Annotated in this window: 18 protein-coding genes; 6 read left to right on the forward strand and 12 right to left on the reverse strand. The window is 70.4% G+C overall.

The features are described 5' to 3' along the window. Positions 1–66 precede the first annotated feature (66 nt). Together ACGFJ2_RS14365 and ACGFJ2_RS14370 are read right to left on the reverse strand one after the other, a co-directional pair. Positions 67–2,700, reverse strand: coding sequence for an EAL domain-containing protein (locus tag ACGFJ2_RS14365; RefSeq protein WP_358178495.1), 2,634 nt, complete (start codon positions 2,698–2,700; stop codon positions 67–69). Between the two features lie 237 nt (positions 2,701–2,937). Further along, on the reverse strand, positions 2,938–3,846 hold the full coding sequence (locus ACGFJ2_RS14370) for a 2-hydroxyacid dehydrogenase (protein WP_357950199.1): 909 nt from the start codon (positions 3,844–3,846) through the stop codon (positions 2,938–2,940). A gap of 29 nt (positions 3,847–3,875) precedes the next feature. On the opposite strand from ACGFJ2_RS14370, the gene ACGFJ2_RS14375 reads away from it, so the two are divergent. Continuing rightward, complete coding sequence (locus ACGFJ2_RS14375) at positions 3,876–4,949, forward strand: PQQ-dependent sugar dehydrogenase (protein WP_393468066.1); 1,074 nt, start codon at positions 3,876–3,878, stop codon at positions 4,947–4,949. A gap of 63 nt (positions 4,950–5,012) precedes the next feature. On the opposite strand, the gene ACGFJ2_RS14380 is transcribed toward ACGFJ2_RS14375, so the two are convergent. From ACGFJ2_RS14380 to ACGFJ2_RS14390, 3 genes are all read right to left on the reverse strand, one after another. After that, positions 5,013–6,779, reverse strand: a complete 1,767-nt coding sequence (locus ACGFJ2_RS14380) for a VanW family protein (RefSeq protein ID WP_393468069.1) — start codon at positions 6,777–6,779, stop codon at positions 5,013–5,015. A 345-nt stretch (positions 6,780–7,124) separates the two neighbouring features. Then, positions 7,125–7,787 (reverse strand): response regulator, encoded by a 663-nt coding sequence (locus ACGFJ2_RS14385; RefSeq protein ID WP_358178501.1) that lies wholly within the window; start codon positions 7,785–7,787, stop codon positions 7,125–7,127. Beyond that, entirely contained in the window at positions 7,784–9,358 is a 1,575-nt protein-coding gene (locus tag ACGFJ2_RS14390; protein WP_393468071.1) for an ATP-binding protein, read from the reverse strand. The genes ACGFJ2_RS14385 and ACGFJ2_RS14390 overlap by 4 nt, the downstream gene beginning before the upstream one ends. Before the next feature lie 167 nt (positions 9,359–9,525). Here ACGFJ2_RS14390 and ACGFJ2_RS14395 point away from each other — a divergent pair, with 167 nt between their 5' ends. The 4 genes from ACGFJ2_RS14395 to ACGFJ2_RS14410 all read left to right on the forward strand — a co-directional run bounded on the left by ACGFJ2_RS14395 (position 9,526) and on the right by ACGFJ2_RS14410 (position 13,084). Further along, the gene (locus tag ACGFJ2_RS14395; RefSeq protein WP_393468074.1) at positions 9,526–10,500 is read left to right on the forward strand and encodes a Bug family tripartite tricarboxylate transporter substrate binding protein; all 975 of its coding nucleotides are present in this window, start codon (positions 9,526–9,528) and stop codon (positions 10,498–10,500) included. Further along, complete coding sequence (locus tag ACGFJ2_RS14400; protein ID WP_357950184.1) at positions 10,500–11,012, forward strand: tripartite tricarboxylate transporter TctB family protein; 513 nt, start codon at positions 10,500–10,502, stop codon at positions 11,010–11,012. The genes ACGFJ2_RS14395 and ACGFJ2_RS14400 overlap by 1 nt, the downstream gene beginning before the upstream one ends. Beyond that, on the forward strand, positions 11,013–12,539 hold the full coding sequence (locus ACGFJ2_RS14405; RefSeq protein WP_357950181.1) for a tripartite tricarboxylate transporter permease: 1,527 nt from the start codon (positions 11,013–11,015) through the stop codon (positions 12,537–12,539). It begins immediately after the preceding gene. Positions 12,540–12,634: 95 nt separating this feature from the next. Continuing rightward, positions 12,635–13,084, forward strand: a complete 450-nt coding sequence (locus tag ACGFJ2_RS14410) for a VOC family protein (RefSeq protein ID WP_358178503.1) — start codon at positions 12,635–12,637, stop codon at positions 13,082–13,084. A gap of 197 nt (positions 13,085–13,281) precedes the next feature. Here ACGFJ2_RS14410 and ACGFJ2_RS14415 read toward each other — a convergent pair whose 3' ends face one another. The 3 genes from ACGFJ2_RS14415 to ACGFJ2_RS14425 all read right to left on the reverse strand — a co-directional run bounded on the left by ACGFJ2_RS14415 (position 13,282) and on the right by ACGFJ2_RS14425 (position 16,029). After that, positions 13,282–13,614: a hypothetical protein gene (locus tag ACGFJ2_RS14415; RefSeq protein ID WP_393468078.1), complete on the reverse strand. Its 333-nt coding sequence runs from the start codon at positions 13,612–13,614 to the stop codon at positions 13,282–13,284. A 135-nt stretch (positions 13,615–13,749) separates the two neighbouring features. After that, on the reverse strand, positions 13,750–14,988 hold the full coding sequence (locus tag ACGFJ2_RS14420; protein WP_393468081.1) for a helix-turn-helix domain-containing protein: 1,239 nt from the start codon (positions 14,986–14,988) through the stop codon (positions 13,750–13,752). 126 nt (positions 14,989–15,114) lie between these two features. After that, entirely contained in the window at positions 15,115–16,029 is a 915-nt protein-coding gene (locus ACGFJ2_RS14425; protein WP_393468084.1) for a TIGR03564 family F420-dependent LLM class oxidoreductase, read from the reverse strand. 84 nt (positions 16,030–16,113) lie between these two features. Here ACGFJ2_RS14425 and ACGFJ2_RS14430 point away from each other — a divergent pair, with 84 nt between their 5' ends. Then, positions 16,114–16,839, forward strand: a complete 726-nt coding sequence (locus tag ACGFJ2_RS14430; RefSeq protein ID WP_393468086.1) for a TetR family transcriptional regulator — start codon at positions 16,114–16,116, stop codon at positions 16,837–16,839. 138 nt (positions 16,840–16,977) lie between these two features. Here ACGFJ2_RS14430 and gatB read toward each other — a convergent pair whose 3' ends face one another. The 4 genes from gatB to gatC form a co-directional block, all read right to left on the reverse strand. Continuing rightward, positions 16,978–18,483 (reverse strand): Asp-tRNA(Asn)/Glu-tRNA(Gln) amidotransferase subunit GatB, encoded by a 1,506-nt coding sequence (gatB, locus tag ACGFJ2_RS14435; protein ID WP_393468089.1) that lies wholly within the window; start codon positions 18,481–18,483, stop codon positions 16,978–16,980. Between the two features lie 141 nt (positions 18,484–18,624). Then, positions 18,625–19,680 carry an AAA family ATPase gene (locus tag ACGFJ2_RS14440; RefSeq protein WP_393468092.1) on the reverse strand — a complete coding sequence of 352 codons (1,056 nt, stop codon included), beginning with the start codon at positions 19,678–19,680 and terminating at the stop codon, positions 18,625–18,627. A gap of 35 nt (positions 19,681–19,715) precedes the next feature. Continuing rightward, positions 19,716–21,206, reverse strand: a complete 1,491-nt coding sequence (gene gatA / locus ACGFJ2_RS14445) for an Asp-tRNA(Asn)/Glu-tRNA(Gln) amidotransferase subunit GatA (protein ID WP_358178517.1) — start codon at positions 21,204–21,206, stop codon at positions 19,716–19,718. Continuing rightward, positions 21,203–21,502 carry an Asp-tRNA(Asn)/Glu-tRNA(Gln) amidotransferase subunit GatC gene (gene gatC, locus ACGFJ2_RS14450; RefSeq protein WP_101787882.1) on the reverse strand — a complete coding sequence of 100 codons (300 nt, stop codon included), beginning with the start codon at positions 21,500–21,502 and terminating at the stop codon, positions 21,203–21,205. Before gatC ends, gatA begins: the two co-directional genes overlap by 4 nt. Positions 21,503–21,580 lie beyond the last annotated feature (78 nt).

Below are 21,580 nucleotides of genomic sequence, written 5' to 3' on the forward strand. Positions count from 1 at the left end.
CTGCGAAGCATGGCCACACCTTAGCCCCTGTGCGGGCCCTGATGTCAACTTCTTGGGACAGATGTCTCAAACCGTGAGACTGGTCCTCATCAGCGAGTCCACTCCGCGAGCCGCCATCGGGCGTGCCACCAGGAAACCCTGGCCCCTGGTGCAGCCCATTTCCCGCAGGAGTTCGAGCTGCTCGGGGCGTTCGATGCCCTCGGCCACCACGATGAGGCCCAGGTCATGGCCGAGCCGGACGATCGTGCGGGTGAGCAGGGTCAGGGTCTCGTCGCGGCCCAGCCCGGACACGAACGACGGGTCGATCTTGATCATGTCGACCGGGAGCTGCCTGAGGAACGCCAGCGAGGCGTAGCCGGTGCCGAAGTCGTCGATGGCCAGACGTACGCCCAGAGCGCGCAGCTCGGACAGCCGCTTGACCGTCTCCTCGGCGTCCTCGACGAGCATCTCCTCGATCACCTCAAGGGTGAGGGCGGAGGCGGGCAGCCCACTCTCGGCGAGCGCCTCCTCGACCGTCTCGACGAAGCGCGGCGCGGTGATCTGGCGGGCCGACAGGTTGAGCGACAGCCCGATGTCCCAGGAGGAGGCCCGCCAGGCGGCCACCTCGCGGCACGCCTCGTGCAGGATCCACTCGCCCAGCGGCACGATCAGGCCGGTGTCCTCGGCCGGGCCGAGGAACTGGTCCGGCGGGACGAACTCCGAGCCGCGCCACCACCGCACCAGCGCCTCCACCGCGGTCACCCGGGAGGTGGCCAGGTCGACGACCGGCTGGTATTCGATGGCGAACTGGTGCTCGATCAGCGCCCGCTGCAGGTCGGCCGCCAACTCCAGCCTGCGCACCACGTCGGCGTGCATCTGCGCGGCGAACACCTCCACCCGGCGCCCGCCCAGCTCCTTGGCCCTGGCCATGGCCACGTCGGCGTTGCGGATGAGATCCCCGGAGGGCATGTCCTCCTCGGCGAAGGCCACCCCCACGCTCGCGGTCAGCGCCACGTCGCGGTCGGCCACCCGGAACGGCTCCTGCGAGACCGCCCTGACCAACCGCTCGGCCAGATCGACCGCCAGTTGCGCCTCACCGCCGGTCTCCAGCAGCACCGCGAACTCGTCGCCGCCCCACCGGGCGAGCGTGTCGTCGGGGCGTACGGCCCCGCGCAGCCGGCGCGCGGCCTGCCCGAGCAGGTAGTCGCCGCTGGCATGGCCGACGGAGTCGTTGACCGAGGTGAACCCGTCGAGGTCGAGGAAGATCACCGCCACGTGACCGGACATCCGGCCGGACAGCACCTCGCGCGTGCGCTCCTCGAAGTAGGAGCGGTTGGGCAGCCCGGTGACGCCGTCGTGGAAGGTCAGGTGGGCGACCTGGTTGCGCAGGGCCTCCTCGTCGCTCACGTCCCGGGTGGTCACCAGCAGCTGGTCCTCACCGCCCACGTGGCGGGTGGCGACGGACTCGGTGGGCCGCCAGGTGCCGTCGGCCGCGCGTACGCGGCAGGCGATCAGGCAGGCGCCGGACGTGGCGCCCTCGTCGTCGAGGCCCATCGCGTTCAGCGCGGCCTGGATGCCGGGGACGTCTTCTGGGTGGATGTAGTCGAAGATCGACCCGCCGACGAGGTCTTCGGGGCGGTAGCCGTAGGTCACCTGCATCCCGGCGCCGATCTCGTACATGAGGCCGTCGTAGTCGCAGATGAACACCACGTCGCCGGTGCTCTCGGCCAGCTCCCTGAGCTGCCGGTCGCCGAGCGAGACCTTCCTGCGCAGCCGGATGTTGGCGGCGGCGAGCACGAACAGTCGTACGACCAGGAGCAGGACCACCGAGGCGATGAGCACGACGACGCCGGTGACCGGTGTCTGCGGCTGGCCGCCCACCAGGTGCACGAGCAGCGTGCAGGTCGCGATCGCGACCAGCGCCATCGGCACCGTCGCGATCAGGTTGCCGATGCCGCTGCCGCTCGCGCGGGCCTGCGGCTCGGCGGGGCGCGGCCCCCAGGGCATGGCGGCCAGGAGCAGGAACGCCACGGGCGTGATCATGATGCTCCACGTCGGCGGCACTCCGCCGGTGAGGCGCGCGGTCGCGGCAGCCACCCCGGCGATCGAGGTGGTGGCGAGCACGCCGGTGCCCGCGAGCCCGAGGGGCCAGGCCGCGGTCCTGCTGGTGATCACGGAGGGGATCACGGCGCAGGTCACCAGCAGCGCGATCATCGGTGGCAGCATGGCGAAGGTGAACATCGCCGGGTCTGCGGCCTCGGCGTAGACCTGCCGCAGCGCCACCACCCAGGCGATCACGAAGAGTGAGGCGGCGCACAGGTAGGCGCCGGTGACGTGGCGCAGCACCACGGTGGCGGGCAGCCTGCGCCGGGCCGCGATGAGGACGCCGCCCGCGGTGAGCACCACGCCGAGCAGCACGAGCAGGTCCGCGAAACTCACCGCGACGCTGGAGGTGTCGGCGATCGGACGCACCCCGACTCCGGCGGCCCAGACGATGGCGCCGCTGCCCATCCAGCGAGCGCCCAGCGCGGTCGAGCGGTGCTCGTCCAATTTGACCGAGGCGACGAGCAGGGAGACCGCGGCGAGCAGCGCCGCGAGGAGTCCGGAGATCGCGCCGGTGAGCAGAGCCGGGCCGCCCGCAAGGAGCGCAGCCGCGAACCCCGCCGCACCGAACGCCGCTGCGGCGGTCAGCGGTGCCCGTGGATCACGCCAGCGGATCACAGTCGTTAGCCCATCCCGTCTCGAACACTGTCCAGTGATCGCCGAAGTCCGGTCGATCACATCGCCAGTGTGTGCGTTTGCGGGTGTGCGGGTGGTGACAACGGCGATGTCGTCACCGATCTGATAACCACACAGACCAATTGCCCCGAAGATTCACTTGACAGCGAGTCAGGAATCCTCGGTTAGAGGCAACCGTACGCACCGAAGGTCACGGGCCAGCCACGTTCCGGAATCCTCTCAATACGTGTCGGTGATGATGTTGTTCAGCTGCTCACCGGACAGGTAGCGGAGGAGCTGCGAGCGCATCAGGCGCAGCATGCGCCGCCCGGACGCGGGGGTGCTGCCTGCGATGTGCGGGGTGATCAGCAAGCCGGGCGCGCTCCACAGGGGATGGCCCGCCGGCAGGGGTTCGGGGGCGGTCACGTCCAGGGCCGCGCGCAGCCGGCCGGTCTTCAGCTCCGCGACGAGGGCGTCGGTGTCGACGACCCCGCCACGCGCCGCGTTGACCAGCACCGCGCCGTCCTTCATCCGGGCCAGGAACCCGGCGTCGACCATCCCGGCGGTCTCCGACGTGGCGGGCACGAGCAGCACCACGACATCGGCGGCCGGGAGCAGCGCGGGCAGCTCGTCGAGGGGGTGCACGCCGTCACGCGCGCTCCTGGCCACCCGGACGACCTCGACCTCGAAGCCGCCGAGCCGCCGCTCCAGCGCCGCCCCGATGGAGCCGTAGCCCACGATCAGCACGGTGGAGTCGGCCAGTACGTCCGTGTGGTGGTAGGTCCACTCCCCCTGACGCTGCGCGTCGACGAACCCCGGGAACTCCCGCAGCACCGCGATCATCGCGCCGACGGCCCACTCGGCGGTCCCGGCGTCGTGCACGCCGCGCGCGTTGCACAGCACCGCGCCGTCCGGCATGTGGGGCCGGTACGGTTCCACGCCCGCGCTCACGGTCTGTACGAGACGCAGCGAGGTCATCGCGGCCAGCAGGCCCGGCACGTCCGGAACGGTGATCAGCGGCGGGATCCACACCTCCACCTGGCCTACGCCATCGGGAACTGGCCCCGTACCGTCATAAATATCGCATTCCACCCCGGGCAGATCGGTCAAAACCCCGGCAACGGCATCAGACGGGACCCAGATCTTCATGCCGAGAACCTTACGGCTAGGGAGGAAGTATGGAACACATGAGAAAGCTCATGACCCTGATGCCGCTCGCCCTGCTGACCGCTGTGCTGACCGCCTGCTCCGGCGCCGGAGGGGCGGTGCCGGACGCGGCCGTCGCCGCCGCGCCGCCGCCCGGTGCGCCGAAGACGGTGGCGCGTGATCTGGCGGTGCCGTGGGGGATCGCCTTCGTCCCCGGCGGCGACGCGCTGGTGACCGAGCGCGACACGGCCAGGCTGCTGCGCGTGACGCCGGCGGGCAAGGTCACCGAGGTGGGCCGCATCGACGGGGTCACCCCGGACGGCGAGGGCGGGCTGATGGGCGTGGCGGTCAAGGGCGATCAGGTCTTCGTCTACTTCACCGCCGCCGACGACAACCGGATCGTCCGCTACCGCTTCACCGGCGACACCGTGTCCGACCCGAAGGTGATCCTGCGCGGCATCCCCAAGGGCGCCATCCACAACGGCGGCCGGCTGGCGTTCGGGCCCGACGGCTTCCTATACGCCACCACGGGCGAGACGGGCGACCGGCAGCTCGCCCAGCGGCGCGACTCCCTCGGCGGCAAGATCCTGCGCATGACGGTGGACGGCGCCCCCGCGCCCGGCAACCCGTTCGGCACGCTCGTCTACAGCCTCGGCCACCGCAACGTCCAGGGTCTGGCCTGGGACCCGGCGGGCCGGTTGTACGCCTCGGAGTTCGGCCAGAACGCCTTCGACGAGGTCAACCTCATCAAGCCGGGCGCCAACTACGGCTGGCCCGAGGTGGAGGGCAAGGGCGACGACCCGAGGTTCGTCAACCCGATCATCACCTGGCCCACGTCGGAGGCCTCACCGTCGGGCGCGGCCTACGCGGCGGGCTCCCTCTGGGTGGCCGCGCTGCGCGGGGAGCGCCTGTGGCAGATCCCCCTCAGTCAGGACGGCTCGCCCGGCACGCCGGTCGCCCACTTCACCGACACGTACGGCCGGCTCCGCGGCCTGGCCACGGCCCCCGACGGCACGCTGTGGCTGTCCACCAGCAACAAGGACGGCCGCGGCGACCCCAGGGACGGCGACGACCGCATCCTGTCCGTGAACCCAAGCCGCTCCTAGCCGCCAACCCGCAGCAACGACGGACCGCCTTCGTCCGCTCCCCCGAAGGGGGTATCCACCGCGCTAGTTACCAGCGACGCACGTGGTCTGCGCCTGCGGCCGGTACTTCGTGGTCAGCTTCTTGTCCCGCTTGACTTCCTTGCCGTCCTTGATGAACACGCGGGTCACGTCGATCGTGAAGCCCTGCTCCCCGACCGTGGCCATGCATCCGGGGGCGGAGCTGGTCTCGCGACGGAACGGGGTGAAGTCCCGCTTCTCCGACTCGACAGCGTCGATCTTGTCGTACCGCTTGCTGCTCCACAGCTGCACGGAGACCGAGGTCCCGGTCGACGCCGTCTTGATCAGCACGCCGAAGTCGGAGTCGTTGCGCCACTTGAGGTCCAGGTCCGGGTACAGCAGGGCGGCGTCACGACCGGCCGGGTAGCGGGCGGCGTGGTAGTCCATCGGCGTGTGGGAGACGTCGTCGAACCCGCCGAAGAAGGCCGCGTTGTACATCGTGGTGGCGAACTGCGAGACACCGCCGCCCACGATGGACACCATCCGGCCGCCGACGATCTGCCCCGCCTGGACGTAGCCGCCCTCGACGGTGCGCTCGCCCACGGCCTCGTTGAGCGAGAACGTCTCCCCCGGCTTCACCAGGTAGCCGTCGACCTGGGCCGCCATCCGCTGGATGTTCGTCACGCGGGGCAGGCAGCAGTCGAAGGTCGTGGTGAACTCGGCGATGTTCGTCTTGATGCCGAGCCCTGTCACCTCTTCGGTGGTCACCTTCGGCGGGACCACCGACAGGGTCACGGGGATGGTCCGCGCGCCGTTGCCGCTGACCACCTTGGCCACGTCGCGGGCCAGCTGCTTGGCGTCGATCCCCCTGCCGCGGCGGGCGGGGACCAGCACCGGCTTGCCGTTGACGATCTGGTAGGTGGCGTCCTGCGGCGCCTGCGCCGCGTCGACGAGCTTGCTCTCCACCGAGGAGAGCGCCGCGGCCGCGTTGAACTGCGGGGTCAGCCCGCCCTCGTCGTCGGAGACGAAGGTCAGGTTGGCGGCGATCACGGCCGGGAGCAGCTGGGCCTGCTTGGCGCCGAGCTTCAGCGTGAGGGGCGCGGCGACGGCCCGCTTGGCGGCGGCCTCGGCCTGCTTGAGGGCGGTCGGCGTGGTGACGGGCTTGGCTGGCCTGAGCGTGAGGACGGCGGAGTCGCGGCCGCGCAGGAAGGCGTCGGTGATCACGCGGACGGCGTCCGTCCGGTCGATCACCACGCCGTCGCGCGGCTCCGACGAGACCGGCTGCCCGTTCTTGAAGGCCACCCGGCCGTCACGCGGCTTCTTGTCATAGGTCTCCGCCAGGCCCTCGACGGTCCTGGCCAGCTGAGAGGAGTCGATGGTCATCTTCGGCTGGAGCTCGGTGGTGCCGGTGAGCCCCTTCCACACCTCGACCGGGCCGGGGAAGCCGCTGGGCGCCTGCCCGATCGTGCTCACCACGTCAAGCTCAAGGCCGGCCTCGTCGGCCTGGATGGTCTCCTTGCGCCCGGCGATGTCGACGACGACGGGCTTGTTCATCTTGGCCGCGAGCTCGGTGCGGAGCTTGTCCGCCGCCTGCGTCACGGTGAGCCCGCCGATGTCCACCCCGGCCACGCGCGTGCCCCGCAGTACGGACCCCGACATGAGCACGGCCGGTACGAGGTACGCCAGCACGGCCAGGATCACCACGAGCAGCACCAACGCGGGCAGGAGGCGACGGCGGCGGGGCGGCTCCGGGTCGATGAAGGCGGGCAGCCGCTCGGAGCCGGAAGCGCCGAACACGGGGGCGGGCGGTTCCTGCCGGCGCCCCTCGTTCACCGGCCACGGCTGGGGCGGAGGCGCCACCGGCGGCAGAGCGCCGCTGCCGTTCTGACCGTTCTGCCCATTGGACCCGTTCGCAACGCTCGGAGTCGCCGGCCGGGGTTCCGGCTGACCGGGCGGCCCGAAGATGTCACGGGAAACTCCCGGGGGCAAGCCCTCGACCCGTGGCTTCTTGCTACCGCCTGACATGGGCAGAGGCACTGAAGCGAAAGGGTCGGTCGGCGATTCGATCGGTCCGGCGTTACGCACGCCTCAATCTCCTCCCGCTCCGCAGCCACATCCTCAGGCAACAGTAAGGCACGCGCATTGGGATATGTCACGAGAAATGACTACGGAAGTGTGTCAACCTAGCCACCGGTAGCGATGTTCGGGGCGTCCGGCCGTACCGTACCGGGGCCTGAGTTCGGCATGCCCGGCGACGCAGAGGTATTCGAGGTAACGGCGGGCGCTGACGCGGGACAGCCCCGCGAGCGAGGCGGCCTCGGCCGCCGACAGGTCGCGGCCACAAGTCCGGAGGGTGTCGGCGACCAGCGCGCACGTCGCCGACGACAGGCCCTTGGGCAGCGGCGCCGCGACGGGCTGCGTGCCGAAGAGCCGGTCGACGTCGTCCTGGCGGGCCTCCGCGCCGATGGCGGTGAGCTGCTTGCGGGTGTCGACGTACTGCTGGAGCCGCTCGGTCAGCGCGGCGGCGGTGAACGGCTTGATCAAATAGTTGACCGCGCCGCCGCGCATCGCCTCCCTGACCGTGGACACGTCGCGGGCGGCGCTGATCATGAGGACGTCCACGTCCTGCAGCGCCTTGAGCACTTCAAGTCCCGACATGTCAGGTAGGTAGATGTCGAGCAGGACGAGGTCCGGCCGGAGCTCGGCGGCCATGGCGAGCGCGGCGGCCCCGGTGTGCGCGGCGGCCACCACCCGGAAGCCGGGCACCCGCGCCACGTAGCCGCTGTGGATGCGCGCCACCATGAAGTCGTCGTCCACGACCAGCACCCGGATCTCGCTCATCGCACCCGCTCGCGAACCGAGGCCGGCAGCAGGGCCGTGAACACCGCGCCGTCCGCGTTGCCCACCTTCACCCAGCCGCCCCTGCGCAGGCACGCCTGCCGGGTCAGCGCCAGGCCGAGCCCGCGTGGCCCCGAATGGGCGGCCTTGGTGGTGAACCCCTCCCTGAACACCTCTTCGACCAGGTCCGGAGCGATACCGGGACCGGAGTCCCCGACCCGGACGTGCAGCCCGTCGGCGTCGGTCAGCACCGACACCTCGATCGTGCCCGTGGCCCCGTCGAGCGCGTCGATCGCGTTGGCCACCAGGTTGCCGACCACCAGGACCGCGTCCTGCGGATCGCCCAGCGCGCCCTGCTCCACGGCGGAGTCCTCGGACAGGACCAGCAGGACGCCGCGCTCGGCCGCCTCCGCCGACTTGGCCAGCAGCAGCGCGGCCAGCGTCGGGCACTGGACGCGCTCGCGCAGGTCGGTGATGTACGTGCCGCGGGTGGTGCTGGTGATGAAACCGATCGCGGCCTCGTGCTCGCCCAGTTCGAGCAGGCCGACGACGGTGTGCATACGGTTGGCGAACTCGTGCGCCTGCGCCCTGAGCGCCCCCGTGGCACTGCTGGTGTCGTCCAGCTCGCGAGCCAGCCGGACCAGCTCGGTGCGATCCCTGAGGGTGACCACCCAGCCGCGGTGCTGGCCACGTACGGAGATCGGCGTGCGGTTGAGTACCAGCACCCGCTCGCCGTGCAGCACGATCCGGTCCTCCCCCGGGTCGGCGCCGCCGAGCACGTCGCGCATCCGCTCGGAGACCGGCATCTGGGTGAGGTCCTCGCCCACCTCGCCGAGCAGTTCGCGGGCGGAGTCGTTGACGAGCGTCACCCGGCCCGCGAGGTCGAGCGCCAGCACGCCCTCCTTAACCCCGTGCAACACGCCCTCGCGCTGCTCCAGCAGCGCGGCGATCTCGCGCGGCTCCAGGCCGAACGTCTGCCGGCGCACCCGCGCGGTGATCAGCGCCGCGGCGGCCAGACCGGACAGCAGTACGGCCAGCGCGGTCCACACCAGGGGCGGCAGCGCGCCCGCCAGCTGGCCGGTGACCGTGGTCTGGAGCACGCCGACGGAGACCAGGCCGATGACGTCGCCGTACTCGTCGAAGATCGGGGCCTTGCCCCTGACCGTGGTGCCTATCGTGCCGGTTTCGGTGCCGACCCAGCTCTTGCCGGTGTTCAGCACCGTAGTGCCGTCGGTGGACAGCCGCTTGCCGATCAGCGCGGCGTTGGGGTGGGCGTACCGCGTCTGCTCGCGGTTGGCGATGACCACATAATCGGCGCCGGTCGACTGCTGGACGCTCAGCGCGAGCGGCTGCAGCACATTTTGCGGATCCTTGACGTTGAACGCGGCCCGGACCTGAGGCAGGCCCGCCACGGATTGGGCGATCGCCAGCGCCCGCTGCTGGTGCAGCGAGTCCAGTTGCGCGCGCGTGTGCTCGGCCCACACGCCTCCGGTGCCTCCGACGGCTAGCAGCACGATGACCATCTGGAGCACGAACAGCTGGGTTCCGAGGGAGGCGTCACGTACCCGTCTCACCGCACCATGGAAACATGCCGAGGTCACAGGGGGGTTGCGAGGGGGTGCGAGGGGGGTTGCGACCAATACGACCTATATGACGGCTATCGTGAAAAGGGTCGACTCCATCGGCAACGGACTTCACCATCCAGTATTCCGTAACGTGAAATCCCCCCTTTGGAGTGATCATGCGTCTCCGCATACTCGCCGCCGTCGCGGCGCTCTCCGTCGCCGCGGTGTCCGGCTGCGGCGCCGGCTCTGGTTCTGACGGCGGAGGCACGGGCGCGCTGCGCATCATGGCTCCCGCCTCACCGGGCGGCGGCTGGGACCAGACCTCCCGTACGGCCGAGCAGGCGCTCAAGTCCGTCGACCCGAAGCGCAAGGTCGAGGTCTTCAACGTGCCCGGCGCGGGCGGCACGATCGGCCTGGCCCAGCTGGCGGGCGAGAAGGGCAACGGCAACCTGCTGATGACCATGGGCCTGGTCATGGTGGGCGCGATCGAGCAGAACAAGTCCAAGGTCACGCTGGCCCAGACGACGCCGATCGCCAAGCTGACCGAGGAGTACGAGATCATCGTGGTCCCGGCGGCCTCCCCGTTCAAGTCGGTGGCCGACCTGGTCGCCGCCTGGAAGGCCGACCCGAAGAAGGTGTCCATCTCCGGCGGCTCGGCCGGCGGCACCGACCACATCGCGGCCGGGCTGATGGCCAAGGCCGCGGGCGTGGACCCGAAGCAGGTCAACTACATCGCCCACTCCGGCGGCGGCGAGGCACTGAACGAGCTGCTCGGCAACAAGGTGAGCGCGGGCATCTCGGGCGTCGGTGAGTTCGCCGAGCACGTGAAGTCCGGCAAGCTGCGCGCGCTGGCCGTGACCTCGGCCCAGCGGCTGCCCGACCTCGACGCGCCCACGCTCAAGGAGTCCGGCCTGGACGTGGAGCTGACCAACTGGCGCGGCTTCGTGGCGCCCGGCGGGCTCGACGAGGCGGCCAAGAAGTCGCTGACCGACCAGGTGACCAAGATGCACGACTCGCAGGTGTGGAAGGACGCGGTGGCCAAGAACGGCTGGATCGACTCCTTCCAGACCGGTCAGCAGTTCGCCGACTACCTCAACGCCGAGCAGGCCAAGGTCAAGGGCATCATCGCCGAGCTGGGTGTCGTCTCCTGATGTCCGCTGACAACACTGGCCAGAAGCAGCGCTGGCGGTGGCGGCCCGAGCTGGGGTTGGCCGTCATCGTGCTGGCGCTCGGCGTGTTCGTCGTGCTCGGGACGCTCGACGTGTCCGCCGCCGCCTCGCAGCTCGGCATCGGGCCGCGCTTCTTCCCGATGCTGGTGGGCTGCTCCATGATCGCCATCGGCCTGTTCTATGTGGCCGACGTGCTCAGGGGCGGCAGCGGCGACCCCGAGGAGAGCGAGGACGTCGACGTGGACGCCCCCGCCGACTGGCGCAGTGTCGGACTGGTGAGCGGGATCTTCCTGGCGTTCACCGCGGTGCTGAACGTGCTCGGCTGGATCATCGCCGCGAGCCTGCTGTTCTTCGGGCTCTCGGTGGTGCTCGGCGCGGAGCACAAGCTGCGCGCGGCGGGTGTCGGGGTGGTCCTGGGGATCGCCACGTACCTGCTGTTCGTCAAGGGCCTGGGCGTGTCGCTGCCGGGCGGGCTGCTGCGGGGGGTGATCTAGGTGGAATCGTTCCAGCTGCTGCTCGACGGCTTCGCCGGCGCGCTGACGCCGATCAACCTCATGTACGCGCTCATCGGCGTCACCCTCGGCACCCTCGTCGGCGTACTGCCCGGCATCGGGCCCGCCATGACCGTGGCGCTGCTCCTGCCCATCACCTTCACCGTGCCGCCGACCAGCGCGTTCATCATGTTCGCCGGGATCTACTACGGCGGCATGTACGGCGGCTCGACCACCTCCATCCTGCTCAACACCCCCGGTGAGTCGTCCTCGATGATCACCGCGCTGGAGGGCAACAAGATGGCCCGGCGCGGGCGGGCGGCGCAGGCGCTGGCCACGGCGGCCATCGGCTCGTTCGTGGCGGGCACGATCGCGACCGCGCTGCTGGTCGTGGCGGCCCCCGCGGTGGTGAGCTTCGCCATCTCGTTCGGGCCCGAGGACTACTTCGCGCTGGCGATCCTGGCCTTCACCGCCGTGTCGTCGGTGCTGTCGCGCTCGGTCGTGCGCGGACTGGCCTCGCTCGGCTTCGGCCTGGTGATCGGGCTGATCGGCATCGACCAGCAGACCGGCCAGGCACGGCTCACGCTCGGCCTGGACCAGCTGCTCGACGGCGTGGACGTGGTGGTCGTGGCCGTCGGGCTGTTCGCGCTGGGCGAGGCCCTGTACGTGGCCTCGCGGCTGCGCCACTCGCTGCCCGAGGTGGTACCGGTCGGGCGGGCCTGGATGGGACGTACCGACTGGCGCCGCTCATGGCTGCCCTGGCTGCGCGGCACCGCGTTCGGCTTCCCGTTCGGCGCGCTGCCCGGCGGCGGCGCCGAGATCCCGACCTTCCTGTCGTACGCGGCCGAGAAGCGGCTGGCGCGCGGCGTCGCCAAGGAGGAGTTCGGCAAGGGCGCCATCGAGGGCGTCGCCGGCCCCGAGGCCGCCAACAACGCCTCGGCCGCCGGAACCCTGGTGCCACTTCTGACGCTGGGCCTGCCCACGTCCGCGACGGCCGCGATCCTGCTGGCCGCCTTCCAGCAGTACGGCCTGCAGCCCGGTCCGCAGCTGTTCGACCACAACCCGGCCCTGGTGTGGGGCATGATCGCGTCGCTGTTCATCGGCAACACCATGCTCCTGGTGCTGAACCTGCCGCTGGCGCCGCTGTGGGCTCGCGTGCTGCGCATCCCCCGGCCGTACCTGTACGCGGGGATCGTGCTGTTCGCCGCGCTCGGCGTGTACGCGCTGAACGGCTCGGTGGTGGACCTGGTCGCGCTCTTCCTGCTGGGCCTGCTGGGATACGCGATGCGGCGCTTCGGCCTGCCGGTCGCCCCGGCGGTCATCGGCCTGATCCTGGGGCCGATGGCGGAGATCCAGCTGCGCCGAGCGCTGGCCATCGGCGGGGGCGACGTGACAGCGCTGGTGCGCAGCCCCATCGCGGTGATCCTCCTGCTGCTCTCCCTGGCCGCCCTGCTCGCGCCACTGTTCAGGAAGCTGATGGAACGGCGCCACGTCGAACCGGCCACGCCCGCGTCCCGGGAGGAGGACTAGGCGGCGGCCCTGTGGGATTTCCTCTGGGGCTCCACCGGCCTGTCCGAACCGGTGGGGCCCCGTTTATGTCGTGCCAGCCGGGCATCATGGCAGGCATGGCCGTGAAGATACAGGTGTCGTTCGACTGCGCCGACCCCGACAAACTGGCCCGGTTCTGGGCCGAGGCGCTCCGCTACCAGCTGGAGGAGCCCCCGCAGGGCTTCACCACCTGGCAGGACTACTGGCGCTCCCGGGGGCTGCCCGAGGAGGAGCTGACGGGCGACGGCGGCTATGACTCGGTCATCGACCCGGCCGGTGTGGGCCCACGGCTGTGGTTCCAGAAGGTGCCCGAGGGCAAGGTGCTAAAAAACCGCCTCCACCTCGACCTGTCCGTCACCTCCGGGGACCGGCCGGTGGAGGTCCGCCGTGCCCAGCTCGACGCCGAGGCCGAACGCCTGGTCGGGCTGGGGGCGACGCTGTCGAAGGTGCTCGTGGTGGAGGGCCTGCCTGACTACTACGCGATCACCCTGCTCGACCCGGAGGGCAACGAGTTCTGCATCAGCTAGGGCCACTGAGTTAAGGCCGGGGCCGCGCGAGGCGACACAGCGTAGGCCCCGGCCAGCCCGGAGGCTGCGCTCCTCCGGACGTGTTGGGGCGGCCCCGCGCTCGCCTCGACGGTCACAGCCCCGGAGGACCGCGACCGACAACGCGGGGCCACCAACCCGACCCGCCACCACGGGGGATGCGCAGCGGGCCAGGCAGCTCATGTGCCGAACATGTTGTGTGCTCGGCAGTTGTGCACGAGAGCCGACTGCCAGGCGAGCGTCGCCGCAAGCGCAATCGCATCCGGTTGCCGGACGCACTGCACAACCCCGGCCGCCACCATTTCGAGGGTGACGGCCTTGTACAGCTCGGCGGTCCACCACAACTGGCCGGTCGAGTCGCGCTCGAAGTCGATGTCCCATCCGGGGTAGGTGCTGCGCAGCACCAAGAGCTGGCGGCCTCTCAAGTCCTGCAGGAGCGCCGCCTGTGCCATGACATCTCGGGCGCTCTCGCTGGTGGCGCGAAGGAGGGTGAGTAGCTCGTCGTCGGTCATTGCTCCTCCGACCAACCCGCCCTTATCGACTATCAGACTGGGGACTTCCGTCATGCACGCACCGTATGCGCGCCAAGATCGGGCACCGGTGCTGTCCGCACCCCTCGTTGCAGGGGTGCACTCTGCACCCCTGCTCTACAGGGGCAGTCCGAGCCCCTGGGCGAAACCTCGGGCCCGACGCTCGATCAGCGGGCCGCCCTGGTCGACCGCGTCGGAGGCCATCAAGCGGCCGGTCGGGCTGAAATGCACCGAGTCGTGCGAGATGGCGTACGCCTGTTGCAGCCAGTCGAGCATGGACGACCAGTCGCGCCGCTGGTGGTAGGTGCGCGCGATCTCGACGTGGAGCCGGGCCCGCCGCTCGCGGGAAGGGATGCTGTCGGCGTCGATCTGCTCGGCGCGGTCCTTCGCGCTGGCAGACTTGGTCAGGTCGGCGCCGATCGACACAGCATGCAAGGCGACATTCGAGTCGCCGAATTGGGTCCACGGATGGTGGTAGCCGGCGGGCAGACGGCGGGCGACGGCGGCGGCCTCGTCCCAGAACCGCCAGGCGTCGCCCTCACGGCCGGCGCGAGCCGCGGTGGTGGCGGCGTGCAGTTGCAGCGCACCGTATAGGGCGCGATGCTCGTCGCCGTCGTCGAGCCGGTCGCGGAGCAGGTCGGCCGCGTCAAGGGCGAGCGTGAGGGCTGCGTCGGTGTCGCCTCCGGAGCGTTGCACTATGGCGTACGTCCAGGCGGCCCCGGCCAGCGCGGCGGGCTGGTCGGCCTCCTGGGCGGCGGCCATGGCCCGGTCGGCGACAACCCAGATCAGCTCTGGCTCGCTCGCCCACACGATGACGTGCTGTACGAGCGCCCACAGGTCAACGAGCACGGCGTGGGCGTCGCGCCGTTCCTGGCCTTCCGTCTGGCGGGCGGATGCGCGCACGTCGCGGACGAGGGACGGCAGGACCCGGCCCACGTCGGTGCGGTGGGTGCGGGAGGTGTGCCACACCTGCCAGGCGTCCGCCGTACGGGTCCGCAGGATCGCGACCGGGAGCGGCTGCTGGTCGACTGTGAGTTGGGGTGCCCGGATGGCCTCGCGGATAGCGGGCACCGCCTCGTGCGGTATCCGGGCGAACGCGCTGATGGGGATGGTGGTGTTCCCCCCGAGGTCCATGTCGCTTCCGGCGAGGACGGCGACGTCGCCCACGGCGAGCACTTCGGCAAGGCGAATAAGCACAGGCAGGCGGGGCGGCAGGCGTCGGCCGGACTCAATGCCCTTGAGCCACTCCGCGGAGTAGCCGACAAGCCCGGCCAGTACAGACCGGCTCATCCCTTTGCGTTCCCGGATCGTCTGGATCCGCTCGCCTGTGCGCTTCCCTTCGAGGTCGTCGAGCATCAGGGCTACTCTCGATTCGTTCCGTATCCACTGCCAGGTTACGCCGGAGGGCTGTGGCCAGGACAGGGAACGCGCGCCCCACCGATCCTTGATCAGCAGGGCGCTTAAGAGTTCGTGGCCCCCGTCCTAGGTCCCCGTGGCGAGGGCGGCGACCGCCTCGATGGTGCGGCGCTGTTCCTCAGGAGTGCCGAACGGAGCGGCGAGATACTCCGTGACGCCCGCGTCCGCCAGCCTGCCGATCCCCTCGGCCACCGCCGCCTCGTCGCCCACGATGACCACGTCCTGCGGTCCGGCCACGCCCTCGCGGTCGAGCATGGCGCGATACTCCGGCACCTGACCCGCCAGCGCGAACTGCTCCGCGACGCGCCCGCGCACTCCGGCCTCGTCGTCCGTCACGCACACCACCAGCCCGGCGATCACCCGCGGCGCGGCGCGTCCAGCCGACGCGGCCGCCTTGGTGACGGACGGCACGATGTGCCCGGCCAGCGTGCGCGGGCCGGTCATCCACGTCACCACGCCATCGGCGAGCTCTCCTGCCAGCGACAGCATGGCCGGACCCATCGCCGCCAGCAGCACCTGAGGCGGCTCCGCGCCGGGCACGGCGGCCGTGCCCGAGGCCGTGAGCAGCTCGCCGTGGTGCGCCACGGTTTCGCCCCGTAGGAGGGGTCTCAGCACGGACAAGTATTCGCGCATCCGCCGTACGGGCTGGTCGGCGGGCAGGCCGTACATCGACTCGACCATCATCGCGATCCCCGCGCCGATCCCGAGCGTGAGGCGGTTACCCGTGGCGGCCTGAACGCTGAGCGCCTGACCGGCCAGCACCAGCGGATGGCGTTGCGGCACCGGGACGACGGCCGTACCGAGCGGGATGCCCGGCACCCGCCCGCCCACGGCGGTCAGCGCGGTGAGCGCGTCCCAGCCGAGCGCCTGGCTTGCCCAGGCGGTGCTGTAACCGAGCTCGGCGGCGGTCCTGACCTGCTCGGTCAGCTCCTCCAGCGTCGCGGGACCGCGTACGTCGCCGACGGCGATTCCGATCTTCACGTGTTCAACTCCCCATTAACGGAGAACTTCTCCGGTTCGATACGATAGGGAGAACCTCTCCACTTAGCAACCAGGGAGCGTCTGATGATGCGGGCCGACGCGCTGCGCAACCGCGAGCGGATCGTACGAGTGGCCAGGGCCGTCTTCACCGAGCACGGCCCCGACGCCTCGCTCAACCAGGTGGCGCAACAGGCCGAGGTAGGGCCGGGCACCCTCTACCGGCATTTCCCGACGCTGCAGGACCTGCTGGTGGCAGTGATCAGAGACGACGTGGCGGCGCTCTGCGCGCAGGGGCAGGCACTGCTCTCCGAGGCGTCCGCGCTTCCCGAGACATCGACATCGTCCGGGGCGTCGGCACCGTCCAGGGCGCCAGCGCCATCCGGGATCTCAGCGCCATCCGGGGCCTCGGCGCCATCCGAGGCCTCAGCGCCATCCGGGGCGTCGGCGATTTCCGGGGCATCGGCGGATGCGGCGCTGAGGGCGTGGCTGCGGGCGGTGGCCGTACACGCGACGGCCATGCGCGGACTGGTCGCGACGCAGCTGGCCTCCTGGCCCGCGGACGGTGCCCTGGCGGCCTGCCACGAGGAGATCACCGCCACCGGCGCCGCGCTGCTCGACCACGCCCGCCGCGCCGGCTCCGCACCCGAGGGGTTGGACATCACGGACCTCCTCCGGCTGGCCAACGCGATCGGCTGGGCCAGTGAGCAGTCCCCCGACGACGAAGGCCTCATCGACCGCCTGCTCGCCCTGGTGACGACCACCTCAGCCCCCAACGACGCCGACCGCCCATTGGCCCCGCCTGACCGCTGACCCCTGAGCGGCCCACCCCCGGGATGACCCCGAGCGGCGCTATCTGACCGTTTGACCGGCCAACGGCTCTCCTTGGCGTATCACCAAAGAGGCCCCGCCACCTCACTCGGTGACGGGGCCTGAGTCGAGCGGATCGCCCTACTCGGAGACGCCCAGCTTCTCCAGGATCAGCTCGCGGGCCCGAGCGGCGTCGGCCTTGCCGCGGCTGGCCTTCATCACGCCGCCCACCAGCGCACCGGCCGCGGCGATCTTCCCGGAGCGGACCTTCTCGGCCGCGTCGGCGTTGGCGGCGAGGACCTGGTCGACGATCGCCGACAGCTCGCCCTCGTCGTTGACGATCTTCAGGCCACGCCGCTCGACCACCTCGTCGGGCGAGCCTTCTCCGGCCAGCACGCCTTCGAGCACCTCGCGCGCCAGCTTGTCATTGAGCGCCCCCGAGGCCACCAGCTCTGTGACGCGGGCGATCTGCGCGGGCGTGATGGGCAGGTCCGCCAGGGCCACAGCGGACTCGTTGGCGCGCCGCGCCAGCTCGCCCATCCACCACTTGCGCGCGTCGGCGGCCGGCGCGCCCGCCGCGACCGTGGCCTCGACCAGGTCGAACGCGTCGGCGTTGTGCATGGCCTGCATGTCGAGGTCGGACACCCCCCACTCTGCCTGCAGCCGCTTGCGCCGGACGGACGGCAGCTCGGGCAGCGCGTCCTTCAGCGTGGCCACCCATGCCGGGTCGGGCGCGATCGGTACCAGGTCGGGCTCGGGGAAGTAGCGGTAGTCCTGCGCCTCCTCCTTGGACCTGCCGGGCGTGGTGACGCCGGTGTCCTCGTGGAAGTGCCTGGTCTCCTGGATGATCCGGCCGCCGTCGGCGAGGATCGCCGCCTGCCGCTCGATCTCGCTCCGCACGGAACGCTCGACGCTGCGCAGCGAGTTGACGTTCTTGGTCTCGGTACGGGTGCCCCACTCGGACGAGCCGCGGGGCATGAGCGAGACGTTGACGTCGCAGCGCATCGAGCCCTCTTCCATGCGCACGTCGGAGACGCCCAGCGTGCGCATGATCTCGCGCAGCTCGGTCGCGTAGGCCTTGGCCACGTCGGGCGCCAGGCTCTCGGTGCCCTCGATCGGCTTGGTGACGATCTCCACCAGCGGGATGCCGGCGCGGTTGTAGTCGACGATCGAGTAGTCGGCGCCCTGGATGCGGCCGGTCGCCCCGCCCACGTGGGTGGACTTGCCGGTGTCCTCCTCCAGGTGCACCCGCTCGATCTCGACGCGCACGGTCCGGCCGTCGACCTCGACGTCGAGGTAGCCGTCGAAGCAGAGCGGCTCGTCGTACTGGGAGATCTGGTAGTTCTTCGGCATGTCCGGATAGAAGTAGTTCTTCCGGGCGAACCTGCACCACTCGGCGATCGAGCAGTTCAGCGCCAGGCCGATGCGGATCGTCGACTCGATCGCGACGGCGTTGGCCGTCGGCAGCGAGCCGGGAAACGCCAGACAGGTCGGGCAGACCTGAGTGTTGGGCGGGGCCCCGAAGGTCGTCTTGCACCCGCAGAACATCTTCGACGCGGTGCCGAGCTCGACGTGCGTCTCCAGCCCGAGCACCGGCTCGAACCGGGCGAGGGCTTCGTCGTACGGCATGTGCGTACCGACAGTCATGATGAAGTCCTTAGTTCAGATCGTCGCATTTCACGCTATCAATCAGGCGCACAGAGGAATCCACGGCTCCCCAGCGCCTCAGATCTCGCATTCGCTCACCGATGTCGCCCGCCACGACGAGCCCAGGTATGAGGAGACGGCTCATGCAGCCTGCTCAACGGCGCTCAGATAGGAGCGAACCTGGCGAGGAGATGTGAAGGTACCCGGCTCGCCCTCAGCACGAACAGGCTTGGCGAGGGTCAACCGAGATCGCGGGTGACCACCTCCGGCACGCCAGGCCGCCTCCAGGAAGACAAGCGATTCCGGGGCGGTCCGGTACAAAGTGGAGACGACCACGGGCGAATGGCTGGTGAGGATCACCTGCTGCCAGGGGCTCGCAATGGCACCGACTCGCTGAGCGATCCTCATCAAAAGCTCCCCGAGCCTGCTCGGATAGAGGCCGTTCTCGATCTCCTCCACCATCAGCGGACCCGAAGATGTCCGGTCATAGAGGGCCGCGAGCAGGGCGAGCACCCTGAGCGTGCCGTCTGACGCGAGCCTGCCAGGCATCGGCTCTCGGTCCACGAGGATGTCGAAGGACCACTCCTGCTGCCGCTCGTCGAGCACCGGGCGGACGCCCGTCACATCAGGTAGAAGCGCCGCCAGGTCGACCATCAGCTCGCCGAGCTCACCGGTGAGGGACATCCGGCCCAGCACAGCGGCCAGATTTGCGCCATTCTCCGCCAGCGGCCCGCGGTCGAGCGCCGTAACCGGCTTCCGGATGGCCGCCAAGTCAGGCAGATGGAAGTGCCAAGATCTTGCTTCCTGCGGCCAGATCTTGTCGGACCACCCAGGCACCGCCGTCAGAGCCCAGTCAGCGGGCTCCTTGCTCGCCGTGACACTGGCATAGGTCTTATCTCGCCCATCCGACGCCCGCATGTCTGCTTCCACGCCAATCGTGAACCTGGAGACGGAAGCAGACCCCACCGGCCGGTGAAACAACTCCTGCGGCTTACCACGGGGTACTGCGGGCAGCGGGTCGTTTGACGTGCTCAGCCCTGGCCTGCCTGCCACGAGCGCCGCACGGGCGAAGCCAAACGCGTCCAGCAGGTTGGACTTACCACTCGAATTCGGACCGACCAGGGCAAGGAACGGCGGCACGTCGAGCTCGAAGTCCAGGAAGGACTTGAACCCGTCGATCTCGATGCGCGTGAGCACGCCGCCGTCCCCTCTCCCTACAAAATCAAAATTCCCTACAGCGCCGGCGCCTTGGACAGCAGGCTGCCGCCCCAGCGGCTTTCCAGGGCCTGCTCGACCGCGGCACCGACCCGGTAGCAGCGGTCGTCGCCCAGCACCGGGGCCATGATCTGCAGGCCGACCGGCAGCGCGTCCTCGTCGGCCAGGCCGCACGGGACCGAGATGGCCGCGTTGCCCGACAGGTTGGACGGGATCGTGCACAGGTCGGCGAGGTACATGGCCATCGGGTCGTCGGCGCGCTCGCCGATCGGGAACGCCGTCGTCGGCGTCGTCGGCGATACCAGCACGTCCACCTGGTGGTAGGCGGCCTCGAACTCGCGCGAGATGACCGTGCGGACCTTCTGCGCCTGGCCGTAGTAGGCGTCGTAGTAGCCGCTCGACAGCGCGTAGGTGCCGAGCATGATGCGCCGCTTGACCTCGGGCCCGAAGCCGGCGGCCCTGGTCAGCGCCATGACCTCCTCGGCGCTGCGAGTGCCGTCGTCGCCGACGCGCAGGCCGTAGCGCATGGCGTCGAAGCGCGCCAGGTTGGAGGAGCACTCCGACGGCGCGATCAGGTAGTAGGCGGGCAGCGCGGTCGAGAACGACGGGCAGGAGACCTCGACGACCTTGGCGCCGAGCGATTCGAGCAGCTCGACGGCCTCGTGGAAGCGGGCCAGCACGCCCGGCTGGTAGCCGTCGCCGCCGAACTCCTTGACCACGCCGACGCGCATGCCGGAGATGTCGGCCTGCCGGGCGGCCTCGACCACGGACGGCACGGGCGCGTCGATCGAGGTGGAGTCCATCGGGTCGTGCCCGGAGAACGCCTCGTGCAGCAGCGCCGCGTCGAGCACGTTGCGGGCGAACGGGCCCGGCGTGTCGAGCGAGCTGGCGAACGCGATCAGGCCGTAACGCGACGAACCGCCGTAGGTGGGCTTCATGCCCACGATGCCGGTCACGGACGCGGGCTGCCGGATCGAGCCGCCGGTGTCGGTGCCGGTGGACAGCGGAGCCTCGTACGCGGCGACGGCGGCGCTGGAACCACCGGACGACCCGCCGGGGATCCTGGACAGGTCCCATGGGTTGCGCGTGGGGCCGTAGGCGGAGTTCTCCGTGGAGGAGCCCATGGCGAACTCGTCGAGGTTCGTCTTGCCGAGGATGACCAGCCCGGCCGCGCGCAGGCGGCTGGTGACGGTCGCGTCGTACGGCGGGCGCCAGCCTTCGAGGATCTTGGACGCGGCCGTCGTCGGCATGTCGGAGGTGGCGAAGATGTCCTTGTGCGCGATCGGCACCCCGGCCAGCGGGCCGAGCCGCTCACCGGCGCCCAGCCGGGCGTCGACGGCCCTGGCCTGCTCGACGGTGGTCTCGCGATCGACGTGCAGGAACGCGTTGATCTTGGGCTCGACCTCGGCCATGCGGTCGAGATGCGCCTCGGCCACCTCGACGGCCGTGACCTCGCCACCGGCGATCAGCGCGCCCAGCTCGGCGGCGGTCTTGTGGATCAGGCTCATGCCTCCTCCCCAAGGATGCGCGGCACCCGGAAGCGGTCGTCCTCGACGGCCGGCGCGCCGGACAGCGCTTGCTCGGGCGTCAGGGACTGTCGCACCTCGTCGGCGCGGAAGACATTGGTCAGCGGAAGCGCGTGCGACGAAGGCGGAACGTCCTCGGCGGCGACCTCTGCCACTTTCGCGACCGACTCGATGATGGCATCGAGCTGCGTGGCGTAGTGGTCGAGTTCGTCGTCGGTGAGGGCCAGCCTGGACAACCGGGCCAGGTGTGCGACCTCGTCGCGGGTTATGGCGGACATGAGTCGTGTAACCCGTTTCGTGGATGGAGTTGGGACACTGTCATCCTAGGGGCCTTGACGGAGCGGCACCGAACCCAT

It is taken from the genome of Nonomuraea sp. NPDC049028 (genome assembly GCF_043197735.1).
In the GTDB taxonomy this organism is placed as follows: Bacteria; Actinomycetota; Actinomycetes; order Streptosporangiales; family Streptosporangiaceae; genus Nonomuraea.